The organism is Streptomyces sp. NPDC048650 (genome assembly GCF_043199095.1).
GTDB lineage: Bacteria > Actinomycetota > Actinomycetes > Streptomycetales > Streptomycetaceae > Streptomyces.
Genome location: NZ_JBICVM010000003.1, coordinates 139,274 through 164,295, shown reverse-complemented (window position 1 = coordinate 164,295; position 25,022 = coordinate 139,274). Strand labels below are relative to the sequence as shown.

Genomic DNA, 25,022 nt, shown 5'->3' with positions numbered 1-25,022 from the left:
TCAGCGCCTTTCCGCGAGGAGCCGGGCCAGATGGGTGTCCATGTCGAGGTATGCGTTCTCCCGGCCGGGCGGCACGACGGCCGCCGTCTGCTCCAGCCACGCGGTCAGCTCCGTTGCACGTACCGACAGCTCGCAGACGCTGTCATCGGTGGACAGTTCGATGTGGATTCGGCGCGGCCCGCCCGGCTCACGGAACGGCCACACCCGCACATCTCCTTCTCCGGTCTCGTCGCGCAGGCCGCCCAGCAGCAGTTCGCGGGCGAACACCCAGGTGGCGACCGACCGGCCGCGGGTTATGAAGTCGACCTCGACCTCGTACGGGCGGTCACTGCGGTAGCTGAACCGGCCGGACACCGGGACCGCGTCGTGCGGTCCTATGAGGAGCTGCATCTCAAGGGTGCGCTTGGCTGTCGACACCACGACGGTCAACCTTTCCGAAGAGGGGCGAGTCCCGGGAGACCCGATTCCGGGGCGCGCGTCCTAGCAGACGTCGACGCGCGCGACGGGGTTGCGATGGAGAAGGAGGAGTGACGGACGCCATCCGGGGAGGCGGCCTCCGTGACGGCCGCGACCGGCCGGAACGTGGCGGCGGGCCCGGCGGGACGGCGGCACCGCCGCCGCGGCCGGCCGCCCGGCGGGGAAGCCGGCGGGTATCCGGCGGAAGGCGGGGCCGGAAGCGGGGCGCAGGTGACTCCCGGGCCGGCGGGATCCGGCCCGGTGATGTCGGGGCCGGCGCAATCGGGGCCGGTGCATTCGGGGCCGCTGAAATCGGCCCGGGTGATTCCGCCGGAAGTGGGCGTGGCGCCGGACTCCGGGGACCGCGTGGCGCGACCGCACCGGTGGCCGCCGGTGCGGCTGCCTATGACCCGACCCCGTGCTGCCATGCCCGTTCCTTCCGGCCTCGTTCCGGCTTCCCGTACAGCTCCCGCGTCGGCGTCGAACCGCTCGCCTCGGCGTTGGCCTCAGCCTCTCAACCGGCGGTAGATAGCGCATGTTGACCTGACACATCACGATCTGCCGCCATCAACCAGTCTTCACAGTCGAATACGGACGATGGGGTGGCCGAAGGTCCCGAGAGCGCGGGACCTTCGGCCACCCCGAGCGCACTTCGGGACGACGAAGTGGCGCGGGTCACATGCGTCGCGCGTGTGGGTGGTTCGGACGTGGGTACGGAGCACGCTCGAAGTTCGTGTAAAGTTCTTCAGGTCAGCGCGCGCCGCTAGCTCAGTTGGTTAGAGCAGCTGACTCTTAATCAGCGGGTCCGGGGTTCGAGTCCCTGGCGGCGCACGTAGCACTGAGGCCCCTCGCCATGGCGAGGGGCCTCAGTCGTGTTCCACCGGGCGAGCCGTCCCGTCAGCCGGCCACCGGGGGCGCCTCCCGGTATCCCGTCAGGTAGGCCGAGACCACCACGTGCGCGCGGCGGGTGTGCCGCGCGGGTTCGAAGGCGCCGTCGCAGGAGACCAGACGCAGCTCGGAACGGCCTCGCTCGTGGGCGCCGTACACCTCATGTGCATCGAGATCGTCCCGGTCGTAGAACCGGACGTCCTCGACGGTGAACTGTGCGGTGCCGCCGTCCGAGCGCCCCACGTCGACCCGCTCCCCCAACTCGATGCCGGCCAGGCCGTGGAGCGCGGCGCGGTGGCCGCCGCCGGGCGGGCCGGCCAGCAGCGCCACACCCGGAGCGCCCGGAGCGGGGCCGTCGGCGTACCAGCCGGCCGCCTCCGCGGCGTCGCACGGCGACGCGGTGGCCGGCGTCTCCCCGGCGAGGCGGCGTGCGACGACGGCATGTACGCCGAGGGCGGGGATGGCGATGCGGGTGGGGCGGGCGGCGACGGAGGCGGCGACCGGGTCGTGGACGCGCGGGGACAACCGGCCCGGGGGGCGGCCGACGGCGGCGATGTCCCCCGTGGCCGGCGGGTGCTCGGCGCCGTCGCCCGGCATCCCCCACCCCCAGAGCCACAGCCCCAGCAGCAGGAGCGCCCAGGCCACACCGGTCAGCAGCCGGGCGGACCCGGCGATCCGGGCGACGGCGCGCGGTGCCGCCTCCCGTCCCTCCTCAGCTCTCATCCCCGCTACCCCCGCCTTCCCGTTCGCGTCGGAGCCGTAGCCGGAGGCGCAGCAATTGCCCCGCGACCACCAGGAGGGCGCCCCCGGCCAGCACCAGGCCCACGGCCGAGGTGCTGCTCAGTTCGCGGTTGGCGGCGTCGCGTTCGGAAGGCACGTCCTCGGCCTCCCCTTGGGCGAGGGCGCCCCGGGTGGCGGGGCCGGCCGCCGCGGGGGCGGGGGTGACCGCGGCGTCGGTGACCGCGGCATCGGTGATCACGGCGGGGGCCACCGAGACCGCTGTGGTCCCGTCGGCGCGCTCGTCCGTGGAGTGGGCGGGCGCCGTTGCCATCACGCAGGCCGCGACGGCGGCGCAGAGAGTCAGTTGCGGTGAGCCCATGGTGAACCTCCGAATACTTCGAAGGTCCGCCTGTGCGCGGCAGTTCGCATCCGGTACGGCCCGGCACTGCACCGTTCAAGTGAGGGGCCGGGCGGGCGGGCCGCTCAGACCAGATCCACCAGGTCGGCGATGGAGTCGACGACCCGGGAGGGCCGGTACGGATGCCGTTCGACCTCTTCGGGACGGGTCAGGCCGGTCAGCACCAGGAAGGTTTCCATCCCCGCCTCCAGGCCCGCCACGACATCGGTGTCCATCCGGTCGCCGATCATCGCGGAGCTCTCGGAGTGCGCTCCGATGGCGTTCAGTCCGTGCCGCATCATCAGCGGGTTGGGCTTGCCGACGAAGTACGGCTCGACGCCCGTCGCCTTGGTGATCAGCGCGGCCACCGACCCGGTCGCGGGCAGCGCCCCCTCCGCCGACGGCCCGGTCTCGTCCGGGTTCGTGGCGATGAACCGGGCGCCGTCGTTGATCAGCCGGATCGCCTTGGTCAGGGCCTCGAAGCTATAGGTCCGAGTCTCTCCGAGCACGACGTAGTCGGGGGCGTGGTCGGTCAGCACATAGCCGATGTCGTGCAGGGCGGTGGTCAGTCCCGCCTCCCCGATGCAGTACGCCGTGCCGCCGGGCCGCTGGTCGTCCAGGAACTGCGCGGTGGCCAGCGCGGATGTCCAGATCGACTCCCAGGGCACGTCCAGCCCGATCCGGCTCAGCCGGGCGTGCAGGTCGCGCGGGGTGTAGATGGAGTTGTTGGTCAGCACGAGGAAGGGCTTGCCCGACTCGCGCAGCCGCTTGATGAAGGCGTCCGCCCCCGGGACGGGGATGCCCTCGTGCATCAGGACCCCGTCCATATCGGTGAGCCATGACTCGATCGGCTTGCGCTCTGCCACTGCCGGACTCCTGCCGTACGTCTGGACCCGATTCCCGGCCGCCTGCCGCTGGGGCACCCGGTGCCCCACGGCTCGTACACACGGCCGACGGACCCACCCTAAGTCAGGGGGGTGGGGAGGTGACCCTGTCGATCACCGGGAAGCCGGCCGGGGGCGGAGCGGGGCGCACACGCGCCGGCGGAGCTCGTCGGTTCCTCCGGTTCGCTGGAGGTCGCGCGCGGCACGGCGATTGCCGGACGGCAGAAGACCCGCATGTGCGGGCGGCCGGCCCCGCTCAGCTGCCCGTGGCCGTCCTCCAGGCGTCGATGTAGGTGTCGAGGTTCTTGTCGATGTCGTTCCAGTCGGGGCGGAAGACCTCGACCCCCTTCATGATCTCGGCGAGGGCGGCGGCGTTGGCGTCGGTGGCCTTGACGTCCTTGCGGGCGGCGAAACCGCCGCCGACCGAGGAGACCTGCTTCTGGACCTGTGCGGAGAGCAGATGGTCGAGGAACTTCTCGGCGTTGGCGCGGTGCGGGGCGTTCTTGACCAGGCCCGCGGCGTACGGGAGCGCGAAGGTGGAGGGCTTGCCGCCGGGCTTCGCGGCGGGGAAGAAGATGCCCTGGTGGGGCATGGACGCCAGGTTGGCGTAGTTCATCTGGACGTCGCCGTTGGCGATCAGGAGTTCGCCCTTGTCGGTCTTGGGTGCGAGCTGGCCGGTGGAGGACGACGGGCCGACGTTGTTGGCCTGGAGCTTCTTCAGGAAGGCCATGGCGGGTGCCTGGCCGCCGAGGTCGTGCATGGCCTTGATCAGGACGGCGGTGCCGTCGCCGGCGACACCCGGCGTCGAGTACTGCAGCTTGCCCCGGAACCTGCCGTCCGTCAGGTCGCTCCAGGCCTGCGGGGGCCGGGGCATTCCCTTCTTGTTGTAGATGAAGCAGAAGTAGTTGTTGACGACGGAGGTCCACTTGCCGTTCGGGTCCTTGTCGGCGGCCGCGACCCGGTCCGAGCCCTTGGGGCGGTAGGTGTCCAGCAGGCCCTTGCCGTCGGCCTGCTGGATGAAGGGCGGCAGCGTGACGACCACGTCCGCCTTGGTGTTGGCGCGTTCGCGGGCCAGACGCTGGACGGCGGCGCCGGAGCCGCTCTCCACGTAGTTGACCTTGATACCGGTCTTCTTCTCGAAGTCCTTGAAGACCTTGTCGTAGAAGCCGTCGCCCTTCTCGCTCTTGAGGCCGTCGGCACTGTAGACGGTGATCTCCTTGGCGTCGGGGTCGGCGGTCGAGGCGCCGCCGCAGGCGGTGAGGGATGCGGCGAGGCCGAGGGTGGTGAGGGCGGCGGTGAGCGGCACGAGGGCCGGGCGGAGGGTACGCATGCGGGGTGACTCCTCAGGGGGGCAAGGGGGCGGGTTCAGCGGTAGGCGGCCTTGGTGCGGATGCGGGAGACGACCAGGAGGACGGCGAGGGTGGTGGCCATCAGGGCCACGGCGAGGGCGGCGCCGGTGAAGAGGGAGCCGCGGTCGGTGGCGGCGAAGATCTGGACCGGCAGGGGCATCCAGTCCGGGGGGTAGATCATCATCGTGGCGCTCAGTTCGCCCATGGAGAGGGCGAAGCACAGCCCGAAGGCGGCGGTCAGGGACGGCAGCAGCAGGGGGATCTTGATGCGCCACAGGACGTACGCGGGGCGGGCGCCGAGGCCGGCGGCGCTCTGTTCGTAGGCCGGATCGAGGCGGGCCAGCGCGGCCGTGACGGACTGGTGGGCGAAGGCCGTGACCAGGACCGCGTGGGCGATGATCACGATCTGCGGGGTGCCGTTGAGGAGGAACGGCGGCTGCGAGAAGGCGACGAGGAGCGAGAGGCCCACCACGACCGAGGGGACCGCGACGGGGAGGAGGAACAGCGCGTCGAGGAGGCGGCGGGCACGGCGGCCGAGCCGCTGGGCGGCCAGCGCGGCCCAGGTACCGGCGGCCAGCGCGGCCGTACTGGCGGCCAGCGCGGTCAGCACGCTGGTGACCAGGGCGGCGGACGCGTCGCCCCGCGCGATGTCGCGGTAGTGCGCCAGGGTCGCGCCCGAGGGCAGCGCGCCGCTCCAGCCGGTGGTGAGGGACGCGGCGGCGATGACGAGCAGGGGCAGTGCGAAGACGGGGACGAAGAGCAGGAAGAAGAGGGTGTGGACGACCCGGCGGGCGGCTTTGCTATGCACCAGCACGACGCGGCTCACCTCCGGTACGGGCGCCCGTGCGCGACGCCACGACCCGGTAGAGGGCGTAGAGCGTGACGGAGAGGGCGATGTTGATGACGGCGACGGCGCAGGCGCCGGTGTAGTCGCCGTCGAGGATGGCCTTGGTGTAGACGAGCACCGGCAGGGTGACGACGTCCTTGGCGCCGGTGAACAGCACGATCCCGAACTCGTTGAGGCACAGCACGAGGACGAGCGCACCGCCCGCCGCCAGCGAGGGCAGCGCCTCGGGCAGGATCACCGTGCGCACGGTGCGCCAGGGCCGCGCGCCCAGGGACGCGGCGGCCTCCAGCTGGCCGGTCTCCACCTGCGAGAAGGCGGCGAGCAGGGGCCGCATCACGAACGGGGTGAAGTAGGTGACCTCGGCCAGCAGGACGCCCCAGGGGGTGTGCAGAAAGTTCAGCGGTCCGCTCGTGGCGCCCGTGACGTCCGTCCACAGGCCGTTGGCCACGCCGACGGTGCCGTAGAGGAACAGCAGCGCCAGGGTGATCAGGAAGGACGGGAAGGCGAGGAAGAGGTCGATGAAGCGGGCGAGGGCCCGGCCCCCGGGGAACGGCACGAAAGCAATCACCAGGGCGAGCGCCAGGCCCAGGAGCAGGGCGCCGAGGGTCGCGCCCACGGCGATCAGGACGGTGTGGGCGAGGGCGTCGCGGAACGACGTCTCGGCGAGGACGGTGGCGTAGGGGGCGGTGGAGTGGCCGCCGCCGTCCGGGCTGACGGACTGCCACACCAGCAGGGCCAGGGGGTAGAGGAAGACCAGGGCCAGGGCGGCGACGGGCGGCAGCGTCCACAGGGCGGCCCTGCCGCGGGCGGGCCGGGCCGGTGCCTCCACAGGTGTCTTCACCGGTGCCTTCACCGGCGCCGCGGATCGGGCGGCATCGGTGTGAGCGGCGTCGGACCGGGCCGGGTCGGCGTGAGCGGCGTCGGACCGGGCCGGGTCGGCGTGAGCGGCGTCGGACCGCGCGGCGTCGGACCGGGCGGTGTGCGTATCAGCCATCGTGGCCACCGTCCCCGCCGATTCCCGCCGGGACGAGGACGCCGTCCTCGGCGGCGAAGTGCAGCGCGACCGGGTCGCCCAAGGCCGGGGGATCGCGCAGTTCGCGCAGGTCGGCCATGACGCGGTGGCCGTCGACGTCCGCGTACAGGCGGTGCGTCGCGCCGCGCCACTGCACCTCGGTGACCGTGCCGTGGAGCGTGTTGCCGGGAGCCTCCGTTGCCGCGCCGAGCTGGACGAGATGGGGGCGTACGCAGAGCGTGGCGGCGACGCCGTCGGCCAGGCCGGTCCGCGGGACGTCCAGGGTGCGGCCGGCGAAGCGGGCCCCGTCGCCGGTCACCGTGACCGGCAGCAGGTTCGCGGTGCCGACGAACGAGGCGGTGAACTCGGTCCGAGGGCGCCGGTAGAGCTGCTGCGGGGTGCCGCAGTCCCGCAGACGGGCCTTGTCCATGACGGCGATCCGGTCGGCCAGCGTCAGCGCCTCGACCTGGTCGTGGGTGACGTAGAGGATGGTCACGTCCGGCAACTCGCGGTGCAACCGCGCGAGTTCGGCGAGCATGCCGGAGCGGAGCCGGGCGTCCAGGGCGGAGAGCGGCTCGTCGAGGAGCAGGACGCCGGGGCGGATGGCCAGGGCGCGGGCGATGGCGACGCGCTGTTGCTGGCCGCCGGACAGCTCCCGGGGGTGTCGGCCGGCGTAGGCGGCCATGCCGGTCATCTCCAGCGCCTCGGCGACCCGGCCGGCGATCTCGGCGCGCGGCACCTTCTGCGCCTTGAGGCCGAAGGCGACGTTCGCGGCGACCTTCATGTGCGGGAAGAGCGCGTACTGCTGAACGACCATGCCGATGCCGCGCCGGTACGGCGGCAGCCCGGTGACGTCCCGGCCGTCGATCAGCACCCGCCCGGCGGCCGGCCGGACGAAGCCGGCGACGGTGCGCAGCGCGGTGGTCTTGCCGGAGCCGGACGGGCCGAGCAGGGCCATCACCTCGCCCGGCTCGACGGCCAGCGAGAAGGAGTCCAGGACGGTGTGCTCGCCGTGCTTCCCGTAGGCGACGGACACCTCGTCGAAGCGGATCCCGGCCTCCGCGGCGGCGGCCATGTCAGGCCCCACCGAGCAGGGCGGGGAGTTCGGCGACCGAGCCGAGGACGTGGGTGGCGCCCGCCGCGGTCAGCTGCGTCGCTCCGTGCGCCCCGGTGAGCACACCGGCCACGATCGAGGCGCCCGCCCGCCGGCCGGTCAGCATGTCGTACGAGGTGTCGCCGGCGACCGCGATCTGCCGCACGTCGTCGGCGGCGCCGGTGCGCAGCAGGGCGGCCAGCACCATGTCGGGGTAGGGGCGGCCGCGGCCGCCCGCGTCGGCCGGGCAGAGCGTGAGGTCCACCAGGCCGCGCCAGCCGAGCGCGTCGAGGAGGGCGTCCTGGGTGATGCGGGCGAAGCCGGTGGTGAGCACGACGGTGCGGCCGGCTGCCCGGAGCGATTCGATGGCCTCCCGGGCGCCCGGGACGGGGGCGATCCGCCCGCCGTCCACCAGCTCCCCGTACGCCTCCTCGAAGGCCCGGTTGGCGAGCTGGGCCGCGTCCTCGTCGCCGTACAGCCGGCGGAACACGGAGATCTTGGACTCGCCCATGGTGGCGCGCACATGGGCGAGTTGTGCGGCGTGCTCGTCGCTGCCCGGTGTGACGCCCAGGCGCAGCGCCGCGGCGCCGAACGCCTCCTCGACGAGGCCGCCGTCGGCGACGGTGGTGCCGGCCATGTCCAGGACGACCAGCCGGACGGCGTCGGCGTCCGGGGCGCGGTACTCCTGCGAGGTGCGGTCGGTGTTCGGGGCGCGGTCGGAGTTCGGGGTGCGGTCGGAGTTCGTCAACCTGGTCACCATCCCTGTTCGTTCGCGGTGGTCTCGGCGATGGCCGGGGAGCAGGTCATACCGCGGCCGCCGGGGCCGGTGACCAGCCACACGCCGTCGCGGACCTGTCGGCGGTGGACCACCTTCGAGGTGTCGGTGCACTGCGCGTACACCCCGGCCCAGCGGTGGCGGATGCGTGGCAGCGGGCGGCCCAGGAACGACTCGACGACGCCGGCCAGATGCTCGTACGGCTCCTCGACGGTGTCGAAGGCGAACGGTGTCTCGTACTCGTGCGTGTCGCCGATCGTCAGTCCGCCGTCGGCGCGCTGGACCATCAGCAGCTGCATCCGGTGCTCGGCGGCGGTCGGCGCCTGGGTCTGGACGGTGTTGAGCGTGTCCAGGGCGTCGCTCCGGTAGGCCGGGTAGTAGCGGAAGCTGTCGGCGTCGGCGACGGACGTGGTGAGCGGCTCGCCCAGCGGGTCGGTCTGCATCATCTGGAGGCGGACGCGGCGCACCGGCAGGTCCCCGGCCAGGTCGCGGACCAGGCCGCCGAGCCAGGCGCCGGTGCACAGGACGACCGCGTCGCCGTGGTGGGTGGCGCCGTGGTCGTCGCGGACCGCGCGCTCGCCCACCACCTCGCGGACCTCGCGCCCGCCGAGGTAGGTGTACCGGCCGGACGCCAAGAGCTCCGCCTTGAGGGCGCGTTGGGCGACCCGTGGTTCCACGGCGGCGTCGCGTTCGCACCACAGGGCGCCGGTGAACGCGCCGCGCAGGGCGGGGTTGATCGCGCGGGCCTCGTCGGCGGTCAGCAGCCGGTAGCCGCGGTCGGCGGCGTCGGGGCGGCGGGTGGCGGCCTCGGCGACGGCGGCCTCCGCCGGGTTCCTGACCAGGGTCAGCGAACCGACGGCCCGGAAGCCGAGCGACGGGACCCGGGCCCCGATGCCCTCCCACAGTTCGCGGGCGCGCAGCGCGGTGGCCAACTCCTCGCCGCCGGCCCGGCCGCTGATCCAGATCTGCCCGAAGTTGCGGACCGAGGCGCCGCGGGCCTCGGCCTCCCGTTCCAGGTGGAGGACCTCATGGCCCCGTTCGACTGCGTGCCAGGCGTGCATGGTCCCCAGCACGCCGGCTCCGACAACTATGACTCGCATGCCCCAGACGGTCCTGGCGACGGGTGGCCCGCGACCGTCCGCCCGGCGACGCGACGGTGAACACGGACTCAAGTTTGGCCTAGACCCGTTATCTGTTCGTGATATAAATCCATGGGATGCGCCGTATGAGCGGTGCGTTATGGGCGGTTCACTGCGATGGGACGCGCCCCGCGGGCTCTCCGCCCGGCGTCCCCAGCTGTGTGGTGAACGAGAACCGGTCCCCGCGGAAGAGCGAGCGCACCCGCTCCAGCGGGCGGCCCCGGGTGTCCCGCGACAGTCGATGGATCAGCAGCATCGGCAGGGCGCCCGGCGTGCCGATCAGCAGGGCCTCGCGCGGGGTCGCCAGCACGGTCTCCAGGCGTTCGTCCGCGTCGCCGAAGCCGATGCCCAGGCGCTCGTGGAGGTAGGCGTAGAAGGAGGAGTCGGGGGTGAAGTCGGTGTCCAGGTCCGGGGCCAGTCCCGCCGCGACATAGGTGCTCTCCAGGCCGACCCGCTCGTCGTCGGCGAGCAGCACCCGCTCCATGTGCCAGACGGGATCGCCCGTGCCGAGCCCGAGATCGGCGGCGAGCGGCGCCGAGCACGGGAAGCGGTCGAGGCCGACGAGGCGGCGGCCGGGGGTGCGGCCCTGACGGCGGACGCCCTCGGTGTAGCTGGCGAGAGAGAGGGGTTGCTCCATCTTGGGGCCGGCGACGACCGTGCCGCGTCCCAGCCGGCGCAGCCGTCCCTCCAGGACCAGCTCGCGCAGCGCCTGACGCAGCGTCTCGCGGGACACCTCGAAGCGCAGCGCCAGGTCCCGCTCCGCGGGCAGCGGCTCGCCCTCCCCCAACTCCTCGAGCAGTTCGGCGATTTCGACCTTCGCCGCGTAGTACTTGGGAATGCGTCCGTGCTCGGGGATGCCGGACCGGACGGGTGCGCCAGGTTCCTGGCCGTAGGAGAACTCCACCTCGTGATCCTCGCATCACGCGGGACCAGCGGCGCAGGCGGCGGGCCCCGGCCGACAGGAGGGCGCCGGCGACAGGACGGCGCCGGCGACGAGCGGGGCCGCGGCGGTCGCGGCGAGCGTGCGCGGCGGGCCCGGTGCGGTCCGCCGCGGTTCAGGGCGGGTCCCGGCGCTCCGCCAGGGCAGGGTGGCGCGGCCCGAAGAGCGGCGCCAGCACCAGCTGTGCCGCCCCGTCCGCGACCGCCCGCGCGCCGCCCGGGGCGAGCGCCACCGGCACCGCGGCCCCGGCCCCGCCGCGCGTCCGGGCCTGGCCGGCGAGCACTCGGGCCACGCCGCCGACGAATTCCTCGGGGCGGTCGAGTACGGTGCGGCCGCCGAGGAGTACGCGGTCGATGTCCAGGAGTTCCACCAGGTTGGCCGCGCCCGCGCCCAGCACCCGGGCCGCCTGTGCCAGGTCGCCGCGCGCCACCGCCGCCAGGCACAGCGCCTCGATGCAGCCGCGCTTGCCGCATCCGCACGGCGGGCCGTCCAACTGCACGACCTGGTGGCCGAATTCGCCGGCTCCGGTGCGCGTCCCGCGGTAGAGGCCGCCGCCCAGCACCAGCCCGGCGCCGAGCCCGGTGCCCAGATGCAGATACGCGAACGAGCCGGCCCCCTCTGCTGCCCCCTGGGCGAGGCCGAGGGCCGCCGCGTTGGTGTCCTTGTCGAGGACGACGGGCAGGCCGAGCCGCTCGGCGAGCGCGTCCCGCAGGGGGAAGCCGTCCCACTGGGGTGCGCCGGTGACCCGGTGGAGGACGCCGGCCACATGATCCAGCGGGCCGGGGCAGGCGGCCCCCACCCCCAGCACGAGCGGCCCGCCGGCCTGCTCCCGCAGCGCCGCGACCTCCCGCTCGACGGTGGTGAGCACCCGCTCGGCACCCGCCTCGAAGGCGAGCGGGGCGCGCCGCACCGCGACCGGCTCGCCGGCGAGGTCGGCGAGCACGGCGGTGAGTTCGTCGCGGTCCAGGTGCAGTCCGACGGCGTGCCGGGCGCCGGGGACCAGCCGCAGGACCGTACGGGGCTTGCCGCCCGTGGAGGCGCGACGCCCGGCCTCTCCCGCCAGTCCGTCGGCCCGCAGCCGGGCGGTGATCTTGCTGACGGCCTGCGGGGTCAGGCCCGTGGCGGCGGCGAGCTCCAGGCGGCTCACGCCCTGCTCCCCCGCCGCCCGGAGCAGGCCCAGCACCAAGGCGGCGTTGTGCCCGCGCAGCGCGGGGAGGTTGGCTCCCGGCCGGCCGCCGGATACGGCGAGGCCGCCCTCGCCTTCGGGGCCGGCGGAGTCCTCGGAATCTGTACGCGTCACCCGTCCATTGTCCCCACCGCTTGCACTTTGGCAACAGCGTTGCTTAAGTGGAGTCATGAGCGAGAGCACCCCCGGCACCCCCGGCACCCCGCACGCCCCGCTCCGCGTCGGCCTCATCGGCTACGGCCTGGCCGGCTCGGTCTTCCACGCCCCGCTGATCGCCGCCACCGACGGCCTGGTCCTGGACACCGTCTCGACCGGTGACCCCGAGCGGCAGGCGCAGGCCCGCACCGAACACCCACAGGTGCGTACGGTCGACACCCCCGGGGCCGTCCTCGACCGCGCCGACGACCTCGACCTGGTCGTCCTGGCGAGCCCGAACAAAACGCATGTCCCGCTCGCCACCGCCGCCCTGAAGGCCGGACTGCCCGTGGTCGTGGACAAGCCGCTCGCCGGGACGGCGGCCGAGGCCGAAGAGCTCGCCGCCCTCGCGGCCGACCGCGGCCTGCTGCTCTCCGTCTTCCAGAACCGCCGCTGGGACAACGACTTCCGCACCCTGCGCAAGCTCATCGAGGAGGGCGCGCTCGGCGAGGTCCAGCGCTTCGAGTCCCGCTTCGAGCGCTGGCGGCCGCAGCCCAAGGGCGGCTGGCGCGAGTCGGGCGACCCGGAGGAGATCGGCGGGCTGCTCTACGACCTCGGCAGCCACCTCGCCGACCAGGCGCTGACCCTCTTCGGCCCGGCCGTCAGCGTCTACGCCGAGTCCGACGTCCGACGGCCCGGCGCGGAGGCCGACGACGACACCTTCATCGCGCTCACCCACGCGAGCGGCGTCCGCTCCCACCTGTGGGTGAGCGCCACCGCCGCCCTGCTCGGGCCGCGCCTGCGGGTGCTGGGCAGCCGGGCCGGATACGTCAAGCACGGCCTGGATCCGCAGGAGGCGGCGCTGCGCGAGGGCCGCCGCCCGGGCGACGACGGCGCGGAGTGGGGCGTGGAGCCCTCGTCCCACTGGGGCCGGCTCGGGGCCGGCGCGTCCCCGCAGAGCGGCGGGACCGAGCCGGTGCCGACCCTGCCGGGCGACTATCCCGCCTACTACGCCGCGATCGCGCGGGCGCTGCGCGACGGCGGCGAGCCGCCGGTGACGGCCACCGAGGCCGCGGCCACGCTGCGCGTCCTGGAGGCGGCGAAGCTGTCGGCCGCGGAGGGCCGCACGGTCCGGATCGAGGCCGGCGCATGAGCGCCGCCGACGGCCCGACCGCCACGCCGGACGACGAGGTCGCCCGCCTCGTCGCCCAGGAGGAACGCCTCCAGTTCGACGCCTTCGGCAACGACGACGCCTGGCGCCTGGGCTCACTGCTGGTGGAGCTGGCCCGCGAGCGCCGCGCCCCGGTGGCCATCGAGATCCGCCGCGGCGCCCAGCAGCTGTTCCACTTCGCCCTGCCCGGCACCTCTGCCGACAACGACGCCTGGCTGCGGCGCAAGTGCGCCGTCGTCGAACGCTACGCGGAGTCCTCGTATCTGGTCGGCGCCCGGTTCCGCGCCAAGGGCCGCACCTTCGAGGAGTCCTCCCGGCTGGACGCGGACCGCTATGCCGCGCACGGCGGCGCGTTCCCGGTGCGCCTGCGCGGCACGGGAGTCGTCGGGGTGGTGGCGGTCTCCGGGCTGCCCCAGGGCGACGACCACGCGCTGGTGGTCGAGGCCCTGGAGCGATGGGGGCACCCCCCTGCCGCCTGAGCGCTCGGGGGCCTGGCCGGCCGAGGGCCGCCGGGCCGCCCGCGCTCAGGCGTCCTTGAGCTCCTGGCGCTGGCGGCCCAGGCCGTCGATCTCCAGCTCGACCACGTCACCGGCCCGCAGATACGGCTTGGGCTCGGGCTGCCCCATGGCCACGCCGGCCGGGGTGCCGGTGTTGATGACGTCGCCGGGGTAGAGGGTCATGAACTGGCTGACGTAGCGCACCACTTCGGCCACCGGGAAGATCTGCTCGGCGGTGGTGCCGTCCTGCTTGAGTTCGCCGTTGACCCACAGGCGGACGCCGAGGCGCTGCGGGTCGGGCACCTCGTCCGCGGTCACCAGCCAGGGGCCCAGCGGGTTGAACGTCTCGCAGTTCTTGCCCTTGTCCCACTGGCCGCCGCGCTCTATCTGGAACGCGCGCTCGGAGACGTCGTGCGCCACCGCGTATCCGGCGACCGCCGCCAGGGCCTGCTCGTCGCTCTCCAGGTAGCGGGCCGTGCGGCCGATCACGACCGCCAACTCCACCTCCCAGTCGGTCTTCACACTGCCCCGGGGCACCAGGACCGTGTCGTCGGGGCCGACGACGGTATCCGGGGCCTTCATGAAGATGATCGGCTCCTCGGGGGTCGCGGCCCCCGTCTCCCGGGCATGGTCGTGGTAGTTCAGCCCGATGCACACGACCTTGCCGATACCGGCCACCGGAGCGCCGGTGCGCAGCCCGGCGTCCAGCGCGGGCAGCCGGCCGGACGCGGCGGCGGCGCGCAGACGCGCCAGCGCCTCGTCGTCCGCGAGCAGCGCCCCGTCGATATCCGTCACCAGGGCCGAAACGTCCCGCAGAACCCCGGCCTCGTCGAGCAGCGCCGGGCGTTCCGCCCCCACCGTTCCGACACGCAGCAGCTTCATCGGTACCACTCCAGTGGTCGAAGGGTCGGCCCTGGAAGGGTTCTTCCGGGCCGGCCGATGGGGGACGGCCATCGAGCGATTTGGTCGATCGTCCAAGAACGCGATCCAGTCCGCAAGACCCCGTTCAGGGAGTGGACCGTTACTGAGGGGTAGTAACGGTCTTGGCGGCCTCGGCCCGCCGGGAGTTGGCCCTCGCCCGTGCCGCCCGCTGCCGGGCCGCACGGGTCTGGGGAGCGCGGCGCTGCGCCGGGGGGTTCGGCGGCGCGGCCGACTGCTCCTCCGCCGCGACGGCGGGGTCCTTCACCGGGGCGCCCTCGGCCACCTGCCCCTGCCCCTGCCCCTGCCCCTGCCCCTGCCCCTGGGCACCGTCCGGCGTCCGGTCGCGGTGCAGCAACGCCCGCTCGCACGCCGTCCACACGGTGGTCGTCACCATGTAGAGCCCGGCCGCCAGCGGCACCACGGCCACGGTGATCAGCGTGCCGAACGACAGCAGCGGCATCAGCTTCGCCATCCCGCCCGGACCGGGCAGCGTGGATCCGCCGACCGCACCCGGCGCGGGGGCGGCGGCCGCCGTGGCCCGCGCCCGGCGGAAGTTCCAGGTGGCGACGGCGGCGACCAGGGCGAACAGGACGAGATAGACGAGTCCGTGCGGCCCGAACACCCCGCCGTCGGCGAGCGCCCGGCGCCAGCTGCCGCCGAGTGGCGCGCCCAGCAGCGTGTGGCCGAGCAGGCCGCCGCTCCCGGTGGAGAAGAGGTGGTACATGACGAAGAAGACGGGCAGCTGGAGCAGGGCCGGCAGGCAGCCGGCCAGCGGCGAGGAGCCGGTCCGGGCGTAGAGGTCGGACGTCGCCTTCTGCAACCGCTCCGGGTTGCCGCGGTGCTTGCGCTGGAGCGCGGCGAGCTGCGGGGCGAGCGCGGCGCGGGCCTTCTCGCCGCGGGCCGCCGCACGGGCGAGCGGGTGCAGCGCGGCGCGTACCGCGAGGGTGCACAGCACAATGGCGGCGGCGGTGGCCGCGGCGCCGAAGAGCGGGGTGAGAGCGTCGGCGCCGCGCGCCAGCCCCTCACCGAGAATGCCGAAAACGGACATGGATGAGCCCTCCACGGGTCTCGTCGTGCCGGATACAGGGGAATGCGGCATGACGAACCACGCGGACGCGCGGAGGTGTGGTGCGGATCCGGTGCGTCTACGCGGCCGTCGGGAGGGGACGGCCCGGTGCCCGGGGACGCGGGCGGCCCGCGGCGTCCGGATCGCGTTGCGGCAGGAAGGCGGTACGCCGCTCACGGTCGCGGATGGCCGTGCGGATCCGGCCCGGTGGTACCGCGCGGGAGCAGACGGCCACGAGGAAGGCGCTGCACAGCAGCAGGACCGCGGCGGTGGTCGCGACGGCTGTCAGGGCCGGCGCCAGACCGCTCTGGGCGAGCAGCACGCCGGCCAGGAGGAAGAGGAGCGCGGAGGCCCAGAGCCGCCAGGCGTCGACGATGCGGTACATCCGGCGCCCTCCTCTTCGCTCGTTCCGCGCAGGACTTGTCGTCTTCCGCTCAAGAGTAGCCACAGATCTGGGCAGCCGGGGGACCGACGGGTAACTTGCCCTCCCTGCCACCGGGGACGGGTGGCGGACCGGGGGAAATCCAGGGGGACCACCAAGGAGGTGCTGTGCGCGACATCAGCGTTCCGGCCCTGACGGCACCGTTGCGGACCGGCGGCCTGGCCGACTCCGTCTTCGACACCGCTGCCTATCAGCCGGACTTCGCCCAGCTCGCCCGCCGCGACGCCAGATCCCCCGGGACCTGGCGGAACGTGACCGCGGCGGAGTTCCGCGACGAGGTCATGGCGCTGGCCAGGGGACTGCTCACGGACGGGATCCGGCCCGGGACCCGGGTCGCCCTGATGTCCCGTACCCGCTACGAGTGGACGCTGTTCAGCTACGCCCTCTGGACGATCGGCGCGCACCTCGTGCCGGTCTATCCGAGCGCCTCCACCGAGCAGCTGCGCTGCATCCTCTCCGGGGCCCGCGTCGCCGCCGTCCTCGTCGAGAACGAGGCGCAGGCCATGACCGTGGCCGCGGCGTGCGACGAGGCGACCGAGCTGCGGCGGCTGTGGCAGCTGGACCGGGACTGCGTCCGGCGGCTGGCCGAGGAGGGCACCCGGCTGACCGACGCAGACGTGCACCGGCTGCGCCGCGCGGTGTCCCCTTCCTCCGTCGCCGCCATCGTGCACACCTCGGGGACCACGGGCGTCCCCCGCGGCTGCGTGATCACACACGCCAACCTCGCCGCCGAGTGCGACACCCTCTACGCGGGCTGGGGCAGCCTGCTCGCGGCCCCCGGGGAGCGCCCCTCCCTGCTGGCCTTCCTGCCCTTCGCCCATATCTACGGGCTGATGGTGCAGGTGGCGTGCCTGCGCGGCGGGGTCCTGCTGGGCCACCAGCCGGACCCGGCGTCGGACGAGCTGCTGCCGGCGCTGGCGTCGTTCCGACCGACGTTCCTGTTCGCGGTGCCGTACGTCTACGAGAAGATCTGCGACCACGCCCGCCGGGCCGCCGAACAGGCCGGCCGGCGGCGGATGTTCGACGCGGCGATGACGGTGGCGGTGCGCCACGCCGAGGCGCTCGCGGCCCAGGCCCAGGGCGCCGGGCGCGGCCCCGATCCGTTTCTGCGGGCCCGGCACGCGGTCTACGACCGGCTGGTGTACTCCCGGATCCGGGAGCTGCTGGGCGGCCGGGTGCGCACCGGGGTCTCCGGCGGCTCGCCGCTGCTGCGGGAGTTGGGCCTGCTCTACGCCGGGGCGGGGATCACCGTCTACGACGGCTACGGCCTGACGGAGACCACCGGTGCGATCACCGTGCAGCCGCCGGGGCGGGTCCGGTTCGGGACGGTGGGGATGCCGCTGCCGGGGAACGCGGTGCACATGGCGCTGGACGGTGAGGTGTGGGTGCGCGGCCCGGCGGTGTTCGCCGGGTATCTGGACGAGCAGGGCGCGCCGGGCCGCGGGCTGTACGACGGCTGGCTGCCGACCGGCGACCTGGGGCATCTGGACGACGACGGCTATCTCGTCATCACCGGCCGCAAGAAGGACATCATCATCACCAGCGGCGGCAACAGCGTGGCCCCACAGGCACTGGAGGAGCGGCTGCGCGCCCATCCCCTGATCTCGCAGTGCGTGGTGGTCGGCGACAACCGGCCGTATGTGACGGCGCTGGTCACACTCGATCCGGAGGCGCTGGCGCACTGGCGGCGCCTGGGGGCCGGCCCCGACGACGACGGCGGCGAGACGGCGGACGGCCGGGACCCGTCACCGGAGGAGCAGGTGCACACCGAGGTGCGGCGGGCGGTGGCACGGGCCAACAGCGCGGTCTCGCGCGGCGAGTCGATCCGCGCGTTCCGCATCCTGCCGAGCGAGTTCAGTCAGGAGTCCGGGCTGATGACGCCGTCGCTGAAGCTGCGCCGCGCGGCGATCGTGCGGGCCTGTGCCGCGGAGATCGACGACATGTACGCGCAGGGCGCGCGCGATCTGCGCGAATCCCGTGCGGAGCGGCGGCGGGCGGCGGCCGCGGCGCCGTACGCGCGCTGAACCCCGCCGTCCGGCCGGGCGCCCCCGCACGCGGAACCGTAGCAGCGCCGGGCCGGGCCGGACCGTTATTTGTCCAGGGGTGAGGACCCCGAGCCACGGGCCGGGCCCGGCGCTTAGCGTCCGGTGGCATTCCGGTGGACCCCATCAGGGGGCCCGCCACGGCACGAACCGGGAGGGTCACGTGCGGTCGATCGTCCGCAACTCCCCACTGTCCGGCAACTCCACAGTCTCCGGACGCACCATCGCCACCGGCCTGGTGGTCTGTGCCCTCGTCGCCACGCTGGCGGCGCTGCTGCTGCCGGTCCAGCTGTTCGGCGAGACCGCGGCAGCGGCAACGAACACCGTCTCGTTCGACGACGACGGCGGCGGCACGGTGAACACCCGCTTCGGGCCGCTGACCCCACTGGACCGGGATTTCGTACGCAAGGTCAGGCTGGCCGGACTGTGGGAGATGCCGGCCGGCCGCCAGGCACAGGAACGCGGCAAGACTGCCGCGGTGCGCACGGCGGGCGACCATCTCGTCGCCGGTCACACCGAGTTGGACCGGCGGGCGGTGGAGGCGGGGCGGGCGCTGGGCATTGCGCTGCCCAACCAGCCCAACCCCGACCAGCAGAGCTGGCTCGCCCAGATGAACGCCGCCCAGGGCGACGACTTCCCCCCGGTCTTCGCGGAGCTGTTGCGCCGGGCGCACGGCAAGGTCTTCGGCCTGATCGCGCTGGTCCGGGACCAGACCCGCAACTCGATCGTGCGCGCGCTGGCGAACCGTACCAACGCCGTCGTCCTCGACCACATCACGGTCCTGGAGAAGACCGGCCAGGTCGACTTCAACACCCTCCACACCAGCTGAACACCGGACGAAGCGAAGTGATCCCATGAGGCAAGGACAACGCCAACAGGCGCACAAACGCTCGCGTTTGACCAACAGAATGGTCATTGCCGCGGCCGCCCTGCTGCTGGGCGGCGGTGGCCTGGCGGCGGTCGCCACCACCGCACTGGCCGGGAACTCCACCCCGGACACGGCGGCCGGCCACGGCCACACCGTCGTCGCCACCACGGTCTCCTGCCCCGACGTGGGCGACCGGCTGCGGCAGGTGCCGCGCGGCGCCCGCCTGACGGTCTCCAAGGGGCTCGCCGCACTGGATCGGCAGGTGGCCACCGCATACGAGCAGATGACGGACGGCCGCGGCGACGATGTGCTCGGCCATCTCAAGCGGCAGCGGAGCAAAACCATCGGGACGATGGCGGACGCGATCGCCCGGGACGCCAAGCGGCCGGCCTATCTGATGAAGATGAGCGGCTGCACCGCCAAGCCGACGGGTGCGGCACAGGACTCCGGCGCCGGGTACGGCACGAAGTCCACGCAGGACGGCTCGGGCCAGGGGCAGTTCCCCGGCCAGGACCAAGGCGGCCAGGACCAGAACCAGGGCGGGCAGGACCAAGGCGGCCAGGACCAAGGCGGCCAGGACCAAGGCGGGCAGCAGGGCCAGCAGGGCGGCCCCTCCCCCGACGACTTCGCGGACATCACCGCCGTCCAGCCGAACGCCGGTGAGCCGCCGTTCGCCGCTCCGCAGGGCAACGGCGCCTCCACGGGCACCTTCACCAGCGAGTGCGGCCGCAACGAGGACGGTCACTTCAACTCCGACAACGTCATCGTGACGCCGGGCGTGAGCAACGGCGCCCACCACACCCACGACTACGTCGGCAACAAGACCACCGACGCCTTCTCCAACGACCGGAGCCTGGCCGCCTCCGACACCACCTGCACCAACGGCGACCTGTCCACGTACTACTGGCCGGTGCTGCGGAAGCTGGACGGGACCTCGGAGCACAAGCCGGGTGCCGGGCACGACGGCAACAACGGCTCGGTGCTGACGCCGGCCTCGGTCACCCTGCAGTTCCGCGGCAGCCAGGCCGGCGGTGTACGGGCGATGCCGCAGAACCTGCGGATCATCACCGGCGACGCCAAGGCGTTCACCAACGGCACGGACAACGCCAACGCGTCGTGGAGCTGCACCGGTTTCGAGAACCGGCAGCTGAAGGACAAGTACCCGCTGTGCCCCCAGGGTTCGCAGGTGGTCCGTACCTTCGCCTTCCAGAACTGCTGGGACGGCCGGAGCACCGACAGCGCGAACCACCGTACGCATGTGTCCTTCTCGGACCGGGACGGCAGGTGCCCGCAGGGCTTCACGGCGATCCCTCAGCTGGTGGAGCGGATCACCTACGACGTGCCGGAGGGCAACAGCTTCGCGGTGGACAGCTTCCCCGAGCAGCTGCACAAGCCGGTGACCGACCACGGCGACTTCATCAACGTGATGCCGCAGGACCTGATGAACAAGGCCGTCGACTGCATCAACAACGGGCAGGAATGCACCTGAGCCCGGCTGATCCGCCGTGGCCGCCGACGCGGCCACGGGCGGTGGCCGCCCGCCCTCGGGGAGAGCGAAAGCCTCCCCGAGGGCGGGCGGCGCGTCCCGTACGCCGGGCACGCCCCTCGGGGCAGCGCGTCGTCGCCTGCTCGGTGGGGTCGTACGCATGACCGGCCGGCCGTCACCCGCTGCTGCGGGCGACGGCCGGAAGACGGGTCGACGGTCAGAGCTCGGCGAAGCACACCGCAGAGCCGACGCCCCGGCCGGGCGGGATGTGAAAGCTGTCGTCGACGTGCGACCCGCACGTCGCGTCGGCGCCGGTCGGGCTTTCGCTCGTCCGGTACTCGGCTTCGGCGGACGCAGAGTCGACCGCGTCCGTCAGCGCGTCTGCCGCCGGGTCCAGGAGGTCGACGCAGTCGCCGACCTGCGGCGGTGCGGACACGGCTGAGGTCCCCCCTGGTCGACTGCCGGTGCGCACTCCTGTCCGATGTGGACCGATGCAGGCCGACCGTTGGATGGCGGGCCGCCGGCCGGCGTCCCCCGAAGGCGGCGACGCACCGGGTCTCCGGTGGGGCGAGGAAGAACGCCCCCTGCCAGGAGGAGAGTTCGCAGTAGCGGACGCGTGGGCGAGCGGGCTCGCCCCTGATGCGCCCACGGGAACCACCACGCGGCGGCCCCGGGCCGGCATTCCCCTCCTTTTCGTTCTGCGGAGGGGGAACACCGAGCCCGGGGCCCCTGGTTGTGGCCACGAGGGGGGCGTCGCACGGAAACGTTCTTCCGCCGGAGCGGCAGTCGACCGATCGGTCGACTGCCGCTCCGGCGGCCATTTCGCGGGCTCGTCGCGGCCTCGTCGCGGCCTCGTCGCGGCCGTGGAACCGATTACCCCGCGCGCATCAGAGCCCGTTCACCCGGGCCTCCCGTGCCATCCCCAGTGGTCGGATGGTCGAGGCGACGGCCCGTGCCCGCCGGCCCGCGCGGGCCCGGTAACTGCGGACGTGGGCCATCAGGCGGCGGCTGCGCAGCGCCATCTCCAGCTCGAAGCGGCTGCGCGGATCGCGGAGCACCGGGCCGAAGAGCTTTTCGATCTGGCGCAGGCGGTAGCGCACCGTCTGCGGGTGCACATGGAGCAGTTTGGCCGCTTCCGGCGCCCCGCCTCCCTCCAACCACGCCAGCAACGTCACTTCCAGTCGCTCGCTCTGGCGTGGCGTCAACTCGTCCAGCGGGCCGAGCCAGCGGGAGGTCAGGGCGTCGGCGAGCGATTCGTCCTGGAGGAGCAGCAGCGCCGAGAGGTGGTCGTCGACGAACGCGGGCCGCGCTTCGGGGCCGACCCTGCCGGGCCCCAGCGTCAGCAGATAGCGGGCCCAACGCAGCGAGGACGCCGTGTCGGTGGCCGGTACGACGTGGCCGACGGCCGCGGCCCGTCCCTTGAGCGCCGCCTCCAGGCGGGACCTGGTCTGGGTGGCCGGGTCGGGGACGAACAGGCAGGTGTCGCCCTCGACGCTGCCTATCAGGGCGTGTCCCAGGGCTGCGGCCAACTGGGGCGCCTCGGCGGGCGTGGCGAGGACGACGGCCTGGACGGTCTCGGGTACCGGCCAGCCGGCCGCGCGGGCCAGCTCGTCCAGACCCTTCTCCGGCACGTCCCGCTGTCCGGCGAGCACGTCGAACAGTTCCTGCCTTGCCTTTGCGACAGGCATGGGCGTGACCACGGACGATACGGCCGGACGTTTACTTTGCGACTCTTTTTGGTACCCAAGACATGTCAGCAGGGCCTGTTCCAGTGCCCATTGCGCCTCCTCTATGGGGGTATTTCCCAGAAGCGCCGACAATGCGGGAAAACCGCGCTGCAGCTCCGCTACGACCTTCTCCGTGAAGTCCGGGATTTCCATTCTCACTACACGGGTCCACTCGCCGCGGGGGCGCGACCAGATGCGGTTCAGGAGATCACACATCGCTACCTCGATCCTGGCGGGGATGCGGCTGGGCAAGGCGCTGAACTCCCCCGTACGCCTGAGTCGGCATCATCCGGAGTCCGCCGGTGTGACCGCGATGCCGATGCAGGAATTTGTCACAGCGCGCTAAACCTTACGAAATCCGAACGGCGTTCGTAGATGCTTTTGCACATCCGGATTACGGCACTGCGTATTCACCCGGTTACGGAATGCTTAGTGTTACCCGGGGTTACGTGAAGGTGTTACCGGGGGTCACTGGAACAAATGTCCCGACGCAAATACCGCAGCATTACCACCGTCGGGAGATTTCGCCTTAATTTGCACCCGCAACCATGCCCTGACACCGGGAGGCCCGATGCCCGTCCCTCACCTGCAGAGCCGACAGGGCCGCACGAGCCGGCATGCGCACCGTGCGCGGTCCTCGCCATCCCCGCCCCGCCCCCGCCGCCCGCCCCGAGAACCCGGGCCGGGGCCGGAGCGCCCCGGCGGCGGGCGCCTCACCACGACCGCCGGCACAACCGCCGTACTGCGCCCGGCACTTCCGGCCGCGCTACTGCTCTTCCTCGCGGTCACCGTGCACGCCGGCGCGATGGACACCGCCATGCGTTTCCTGGATTTCGGGGCCGGCGTCCTCGCCCTGGTCTCGCTGTCCGTCACCGTGCTGTGGGGACTTGCGGCCACCGACCGGATGGTGCTGCACTCCGGTCACCGGCTGCTCGCGCAGGCCGTGCACCGTGGCACCGCCGTCGCCGGGCTCGGCTTCCTCGGTCTGCACATCTGGGTGAAGATCGCCGAGGGGCACACCGGAGCGCTGGCCGCCGCGGTGCCGTTCACCGACGGCGCCCGCCCCTTCCTCGTCGGCCTGGGCACGCTCGCCGCCTACATCTTCCTCGCCGTCGCGGTGACCGGCGCCGCGCGCGGCGCGTTCACCGGCATCACCGGCTCCCGCTGGTGGCGGGCGCTGCACATGAGTGCGTACGCCGCCTGGGCGCTGGCACTCGTCCACGGCCTCAAGTCCGGCCGCCAGGCCGCCGGCTGGGCGACCGCCGGATACGTCCTGTGTCTGACCGCGGTGGCCGTACGGCTGGCCCTGCGGATGCGCGCCGCGCGACGCGGCTGAGGCACCCGGCACACAGGCACGCAAGAGCAGGAACTCAGGAGATACCCATGACCGCCCCCGCACCCACCCGTCCGCTGCCGGTCGTCCCCGGCCCCGGCCTCGACCCCGATCCCGTGCCGACGCTGGCGTCCCTGGGACCGCCGCGGCTGCTGGCCGGGCTCGACCGGGCCCCGCGCCTGGACCGGGTCGCCCATCTGGCCCGGCACGGCGGTATGCCGCGGCTCGACTCGACGGAGCTGGTGGCACTGGCCGAGGACACCGACCTGCGCGGCCGCGGCGGCGCCGGCTTCCCCTTCGCCCGCAAGCTGACCGCCGTCCTGGACGGGATGATGCGCGCGGACGGGAAGGCGGCCGTCGTCGTCAACGGCAGTGAGGGCGAGCCGAGTTGCCTCAAGGACACCGCGCTGCTGCTGCACGTGCCGCACCTGGTGCTGGACGGCGCGCTGCTGGCGGCCGAGGCGCTCGGTGCGCAGGAGGTGGCGATCGGGGTGACCCGGACCGACGTGCTGGACTCGGTGCAGCGCGCCATCGACGAACGCGGCCCGGTGCGACCGGCGTTACGGGTCACGCTGCTGACGGAGCGGTTCGTCACCGGCGAGGGGTCCGCCATGACGAACGGACTGGGGGGCGGCCCCGGCCTGCCCTCGGGCCGCAAGATCCGCTCCAGCGAGCGCGGCCTGAACGGTGTGCCGACGCTGCTCTCGAACACCGAGACCTACGCCCAGCTCGCGGTGGCCGCCCGGCTCGGCGCGCTCGGCTACCGCACCACCGGCCTGCCCGCCGAGCCCGGCACGCTGCTGCTCACCGTCGCCGGCCATCGCGTCGTGGAGGCCCCGTACGGCATCCCGCTCTCCCGGGTCCTCGCGCTGTGCGGGCTGGACGAGGGCCAGGGCGTACTGATCGGCGGCTACCACGGGACGTTCATCTCCCCGGCCGACGCGCGGACCGCGACGCTCTCCCGGGCCGCACTGGCCACCGGCAACGCCGTGCTCGGCGCGGGCGCCGTGCTGCCGCTGCCCCACGACACCTGTCCGGCGGGCGAGACGGTGCGCGTCGCGCGCTACATGGCGGGCGAGACGGCGGGCCAGTGCGGGCCGTGCTTCCTGGGCCTGCCGGCCCTCGCCGACCAGCTCGACCGGGCCGTACGCGGCGGCGGGGGCGAGGCCCTCGACGCGGTGCGGGCCCGGATGCGCGCCGTGGAGAAGCGCGGCGCCTGCAGCCACCCGGACGGCACCGCACGCTTCGTGGCCTCGGCTCTCGCCGCCTTCCCCGAGGAGTTCGAGCGCCATGCCCGCGGGTTCGGGTGCGGTCGCCCGGTGACCGGGGCGCTGCCGGTCACCGGGCACCAGCCGCCGCCGTTCACCGAACCCGAGCCGCCGCGGGCACCGTCGCCGCCGAAGGAGCGGCTGACGGTGGACTGGACGCTGTGCCGCGGCCACGGCCTGTGCGCCGATGTCGTGCCCGGCATCGTCAAGCTCGGCCCGGACGGCTATCCGCAGCAGGCCAGCATGCCGATGCCGGCCCGGATGCGGCGCCGGGCACAGCTCGCGGTGCGGCGCTGCCCGGCCCTGGCACTGCGCGTCCAGGAGTCCAACTGATCCGTCCCGTACGGCTTTTGTCATCCGGGGCCAATTTCCGCGGCCGT

General features: G+C 73.4%; 24 protein-coding genes and 1 tRNA gene. 8 read left to right on the top strand and 17 right to left on the bottom strand.

The features are described 5' to 3' along the window. Window positions 1-420 (bottom strand): SsgA family sporulation/cell division regulator, encoded by a 420-nt coding sequence (locus tag ACGFML_RS10100; RefSeq protein WP_393541949.1) that lies wholly within the window; start codon window positions 418-420, stop codon window positions 1-3. 793 nt (window positions 421-1,213) lie between these two features. Between ACGFML_RS10100 and ACGFML_RS10095 the strand changes: the two genes are divergently transcribed. Beyond that, window positions 1,214-1,287, top strand: a tRNA-Lys gene (locus ACGFML_RS10095). Window positions 1,288-1,353: 66 nt separating this feature from the next. Here ACGFML_RS10095 and ACGFML_RS10090 read toward each other — a convergent pair. From ACGFML_RS10090 to ACGFML_RS10040, 11 genes are all read right to left on the bottom strand, one after another. After that, entirely contained in the window at window positions 1,354-2,067 is a 714-nt protein-coding gene (locus ACGFML_RS10090; protein WP_393541947.1) for a sortase domain-bontaining protein, read from the bottom strand. Further along, complete coding sequence (locus ACGFML_RS10085) at window positions 2,057-2,443, bottom strand: hypothetical protein (protein WP_393541945.1); 387 nt, start codon at window positions 2,441-2,443, stop codon at window positions 2,057-2,059. Before ACGFML_RS10085 ends, ACGFML_RS10090 begins: the two co-directional genes overlap by 11 nt. Before the next feature lie 104 nt (window positions 2,444-2,547). Beyond that, window positions 2,548-3,327, bottom strand: coding sequence for an HAD-IIA family hydrolase (locus ACGFML_RS10080; protein ID WP_393541943.1), 780 nt, complete (start codon window positions 3,325-3,327; stop codon window positions 2,548-2,550). A 274-nt stretch (window positions 3,328-3,601) separates the two neighbouring features. Next, window positions 3,602-4,675, bottom strand: coding sequence for a 2-aminoethylphosphonate ABC transporter substrate-binding protein (locus tag ACGFML_RS10075; RefSeq protein ID WP_393541942.1), 1,074 nt, complete (start codon window positions 4,673-4,675; stop codon window positions 3,602-3,604). 35 nt (window positions 4,676-4,710) lie between these two features. Then, window positions 4,711-5,508: an ABC transporter permease gene (locus tag ACGFML_RS10070; RefSeq protein ID WP_393541940.1), complete on the bottom strand. Its 798-nt coding sequence runs from the start codon at window positions 5,506-5,508 to the stop codon at window positions 4,711-4,713. Further along, the gene (locus tag ACGFML_RS10065; RefSeq protein ID WP_393541938.1) at window positions 5,495-6,535 is read right to left on the bottom strand and encodes a 2-aminoethylphosphonate ABC transporter permease subunit; all 1,041 of its coding nucleotides are present in this window, start codon (window positions 6,533-6,535) and stop codon (window positions 5,495-5,497) included. Before ACGFML_RS10065 ends, ACGFML_RS10070 begins: the two co-directional genes overlap by 14 nt. Then, a complete protein-coding gene (locus tag ACGFML_RS10060) occupies window positions 6,528-7,628 on the bottom strand; it encodes an ABC transporter ATP-binding protein (RefSeq protein ID WP_393541936.1) in 1,101 nt (366 codons plus the stop codon). The genes ACGFML_RS10065 and ACGFML_RS10060 overlap by 8 nt, the downstream gene beginning before the upstream one ends. Before the next feature lies 1 nt (window position 7,629). After that, on the bottom strand, window positions 7,630-8,394 hold the full coding sequence (locus ACGFML_RS10055; protein WP_393541934.1) for a phosphonatase-like hydrolase: 765 nt from the start codon (window positions 8,392-8,394) through the stop codon (window positions 7,630-7,632). A 5-nt stretch (window positions 8,395-8,399) separates the two neighbouring features. Next, the gene (locus tag ACGFML_RS10050) at window positions 8,400-9,521 is read right to left on the bottom strand and encodes a TIGR03364 family FAD-dependent oxidoreductase (RefSeq protein ID WP_393541932.1); all 1,122 of its coding nucleotides are present in this window, start codon (window positions 9,519-9,521) and stop codon (window positions 8,400-8,402) included. A gap of 148 nt (window positions 9,522-9,669) precedes the next feature. Next, the gene (locus tag ACGFML_RS10045) at window positions 9,670-10,464 is read right to left on the bottom strand and encodes a GntR family transcriptional regulator (protein ID WP_393541930.1); all 795 of its coding nucleotides are present in this window, start codon (window positions 10,462-10,464) and stop codon (window positions 9,670-9,672) included. A 151-nt stretch (window positions 10,465-10,615) separates the two neighbouring features. Further along, on the bottom strand, window positions 10,616-11,800 hold the full coding sequence (locus ACGFML_RS10040; RefSeq protein ID WP_393541929.1) for an ROK family protein: 1,185 nt from the start codon (window positions 11,798-11,800) through the stop codon (window positions 10,616-10,618). Between the two features lie 55 nt (window positions 11,801-11,855). Between ACGFML_RS10040 and ACGFML_RS10035 the strand changes: the two genes are divergently transcribed. Next, window positions 11,856-12,974, top strand: a complete 1,119-nt coding sequence (locus ACGFML_RS10035) for a Gfo/Idh/MocA family oxidoreductase (RefSeq protein ID WP_393541927.1) — start codon at window positions 11,856-11,858, stop codon at window positions 12,972-12,974. After that, complete coding sequence (locus ACGFML_RS10030) at window positions 12,971-13,471, top strand: heme-degrading domain-containing protein (RefSeq protein WP_393541925.1); 501 nt, start codon at window positions 12,971-12,973, stop codon at window positions 13,469-13,471. Before ACGFML_RS10035 ends, ACGFML_RS10030 begins: the two co-directional genes overlap by 4 nt. 45 nt (window positions 13,472-13,516) lie before the next feature. Here the strand turns inward: ACGFML_RS10030 and ACGFML_RS10025 are convergent, their stop codons facing one another. The 3 genes from ACGFML_RS10025 to ACGFML_RS10015 form a co-directional block, all read right to left on the bottom strand. Continuing rightward, entirely contained in the window at window positions 13,517-14,371 is an 855-nt protein-coding gene (locus ACGFML_RS10025; protein ID WP_393541923.1) for a fumarylacetoacetate hydrolase family protein, read from the bottom strand. 139 nt (window positions 14,372-14,510) lie between these two features. Beyond that, window positions 14,511-15,458, bottom strand: a complete 948-nt coding sequence (locus tag ACGFML_RS10020; RefSeq protein WP_393541921.1) for a YidC/Oxa1 family membrane protein insertase — start codon at window positions 15,456-15,458, stop codon at window positions 14,511-14,513. A gap of 97 nt (window positions 15,459-15,555) precedes the next feature. Next, window positions 15,556-15,861 carry a DUF6412 domain-containing protein gene (locus ACGFML_RS10015; RefSeq protein ID WP_393541919.1) on the bottom strand — a complete coding sequence of 102 codons (306 nt, stop codon included), beginning with the start codon at window positions 15,859-15,861 and terminating at the stop codon, window positions 15,556-15,558. A gap of 164 nt (window positions 15,862-16,025) precedes the next feature. On the opposite strand from ACGFML_RS10015, the gene ACGFML_RS10010 reads away from it, so the two are divergent. The 3 genes from ACGFML_RS10010 to ACGFML_RS10000 all read left to right on the top strand — a co-directional run bounded on the left by ACGFML_RS10010 (window position 16,026) and on the right by ACGFML_RS10000 (window position 20,317). Further along, on the top strand, window positions 16,026-17,942 hold the full coding sequence (locus ACGFML_RS10010) for an AMP-dependent synthetase/ligase (RefSeq protein ID WP_393541917.1): 1,917 nt from the start codon (window positions 16,026-16,028) through the stop codon (window positions 17,940-17,942). A 181-nt stretch (window positions 17,943-18,123) separates the two neighbouring features. Beyond that, the gene (locus tag ACGFML_RS10005) at window positions 18,124-18,789 is read left to right on the top strand and encodes a DUF4142 domain-containing protein (protein ID WP_393541915.1); all 666 of its coding nucleotides are present in this window, start codon (window positions 18,124-18,126) and stop codon (window positions 18,787-18,789) included. A gap of 79 nt (window positions 18,790-18,868) precedes the next feature. Continuing rightward, a complete protein-coding gene (locus tag ACGFML_RS10000) occupies window positions 18,869-20,317 on the top strand; it encodes a DUF1996 domain-containing protein (RefSeq protein WP_393542716.1) in 1,449 nt (482 codons plus the stop codon). Between the two features lie 214 nt (window positions 20,318-20,531). Here ACGFML_RS10000 and ACGFML_RS09995 read toward each other — a convergent pair whose 3' ends face one another. Further along, complete coding sequence (locus ACGFML_RS09995) at window positions 20,532-20,750, bottom strand: hypothetical protein (protein WP_393541913.1); 219 nt, start codon at window positions 20,748-20,750, stop codon at window positions 20,532-20,534. 451 nt (window positions 20,751-21,201) lie between these two features. Continuing rightward, entirely contained in the window at window positions 21,202-22,002 is an 801-nt protein-coding gene (locus ACGFML_RS09990; RefSeq protein WP_393541911.1) for a PucR family transcriptional regulator, read from the bottom strand. Window positions 22,003-22,612: 610 nt separating this feature from the next. On the opposite strand from ACGFML_RS09990, the gene ACGFML_RS09985 reads away from it, so the two are divergent. Then, the gene (locus tag ACGFML_RS09985; RefSeq protein ID WP_393541909.1) at window positions 22,613-23,377 is read left to right on the top strand and encodes a hypothetical protein; all 765 of its coding nucleotides are present in this window, start codon (window positions 22,613-22,615) and stop codon (window positions 23,375-23,377) included. Window positions 23,378-23,424: 47 nt separating this feature from the next. Continuing rightward, window positions 23,425-24,975 carry an NADH-ubiquinone oxidoreductase-F iron-sulfur binding region domain-containing protein gene (locus ACGFML_RS09980; protein ID WP_393541907.1) on the top strand — a complete coding sequence of 517 codons (1,551 nt, stop codon included), beginning with the start codon at window positions 23,425-23,427 and terminating at the stop codon, window positions 24,973-24,975. Window positions 24,976-25,022 lie beyond the last annotated feature (47 nt).

What these genes read in the sequence shown, in the direction of transcription:
- ACGFML_RS10090 (WP_393541947.1), bottom strand. Translation starts at nt 2,067, where the DNA reads ATGAGAGCTGAGGAGGGACGGGAGGCGGCACCGCGCGCCGTCGCCCGG.
- ACGFML_RS10085 (WP_393541945.1), bottom strand. Translation starts at nt 2,443, where the DNA reads ATGGGCTCACCGCAACTGACTCTCTGCGCCGCCGTCGCGGCCTGCGTG.
- ACGFML_RS10075 (WP_393541942.1), bottom strand. Translation starts at nt 4,675, where the DNA reads ATGCGTACCCTCCGCCCGGCCCTCGTGCCGCTCACCGCCGCCCTCACC.
- ACGFML_RS10065 (WP_393541938.1), bottom strand. Translation starts at nt 6,535, where the DNA reads ATGGCTGATACGCACACCGCCCGGTCCGACGCCGCGCGGTCCGACGCC.
- ACGFML_RS10060 (WP_393541936.1), bottom strand. Translation starts at nt 7,628, where the DNA reads ATGGCCGCCGCCGCGGAGGCCGGGATCCGCTTCGACGAGGTGTCCGTC.
- ACGFML_RS10050 (WP_393541932.1), bottom strand. Translation starts at nt 9,521, where the DNA reads ATGCGAGTCATAGTTGTCGGAGCCGGCGTGCTGGGGACCATGCACGCC.
- ACGFML_RS10035 (WP_393541927.1), top strand. Translation starts at nt 11,856, where the DNA reads ATGAGCGAGAGCACCCCCGGCACCCCCGGCACCCCGCACGCCCCGCTC.
- ACGFML_RS10030 (WP_393541925.1), top strand. Translation starts at nt 12,971, where the DNA reads ATGAGCGCCGCCGACGGCCCGACCGCCACGCCGGACGACGAGGTCGCC.
- ACGFML_RS10025 (WP_393541923.1), bottom strand. Translation starts at nt 14,371, where the DNA reads ATGAAGCTGCTGCGTGTCGGAACGGTGGGGGCGGAACGCCCGGCGCTG.
- ACGFML_RS10020 (WP_393541921.1), bottom strand. Translation starts at nt 15,458, where the DNA reads ATGTCCGTTTTCGGCATTCTCGGTGAGGGGCTGGCGCGCGGCGCCGAC.
- ACGFML_RS10015 (WP_393541919.1), bottom strand. Translation starts at nt 15,861, where the DNA reads ATGTACCGCATCGTCGACGCCTGGCGGCTCTGGGCCTCCGCGCTCCTC.
- ACGFML_RS10000 (WP_393542716.1), top strand. Translation starts at nt 18,869, where the DNA reads ATGGTCATTGCCGCGGCCGCCCTGCTGCTGGGCGGCGGTGGCCTGGCG.
- ACGFML_RS09990 (WP_393541911.1), bottom strand. Translation starts at nt 22,002, where the DNA reads ATGCCTGTCGCAAAGGCAAGGCAGGAACTGTTCGACGTGCTCGCCGGA.
- ACGFML_RS09985 (WP_393541909.1), top strand. Translation starts at nt 22,613, where the DNA reads ATGCCCGTCCCTCACCTGCAGAGCCGACAGGGCCGCACGAGCCGGCAT.
- ACGFML_RS09980 (WP_393541907.1), top strand. Translation starts at nt 23,425, where the DNA reads ATGACCGCCCCCGCACCCACCCGTCCGCTGCCGGTCGTCCCCGGCCCC.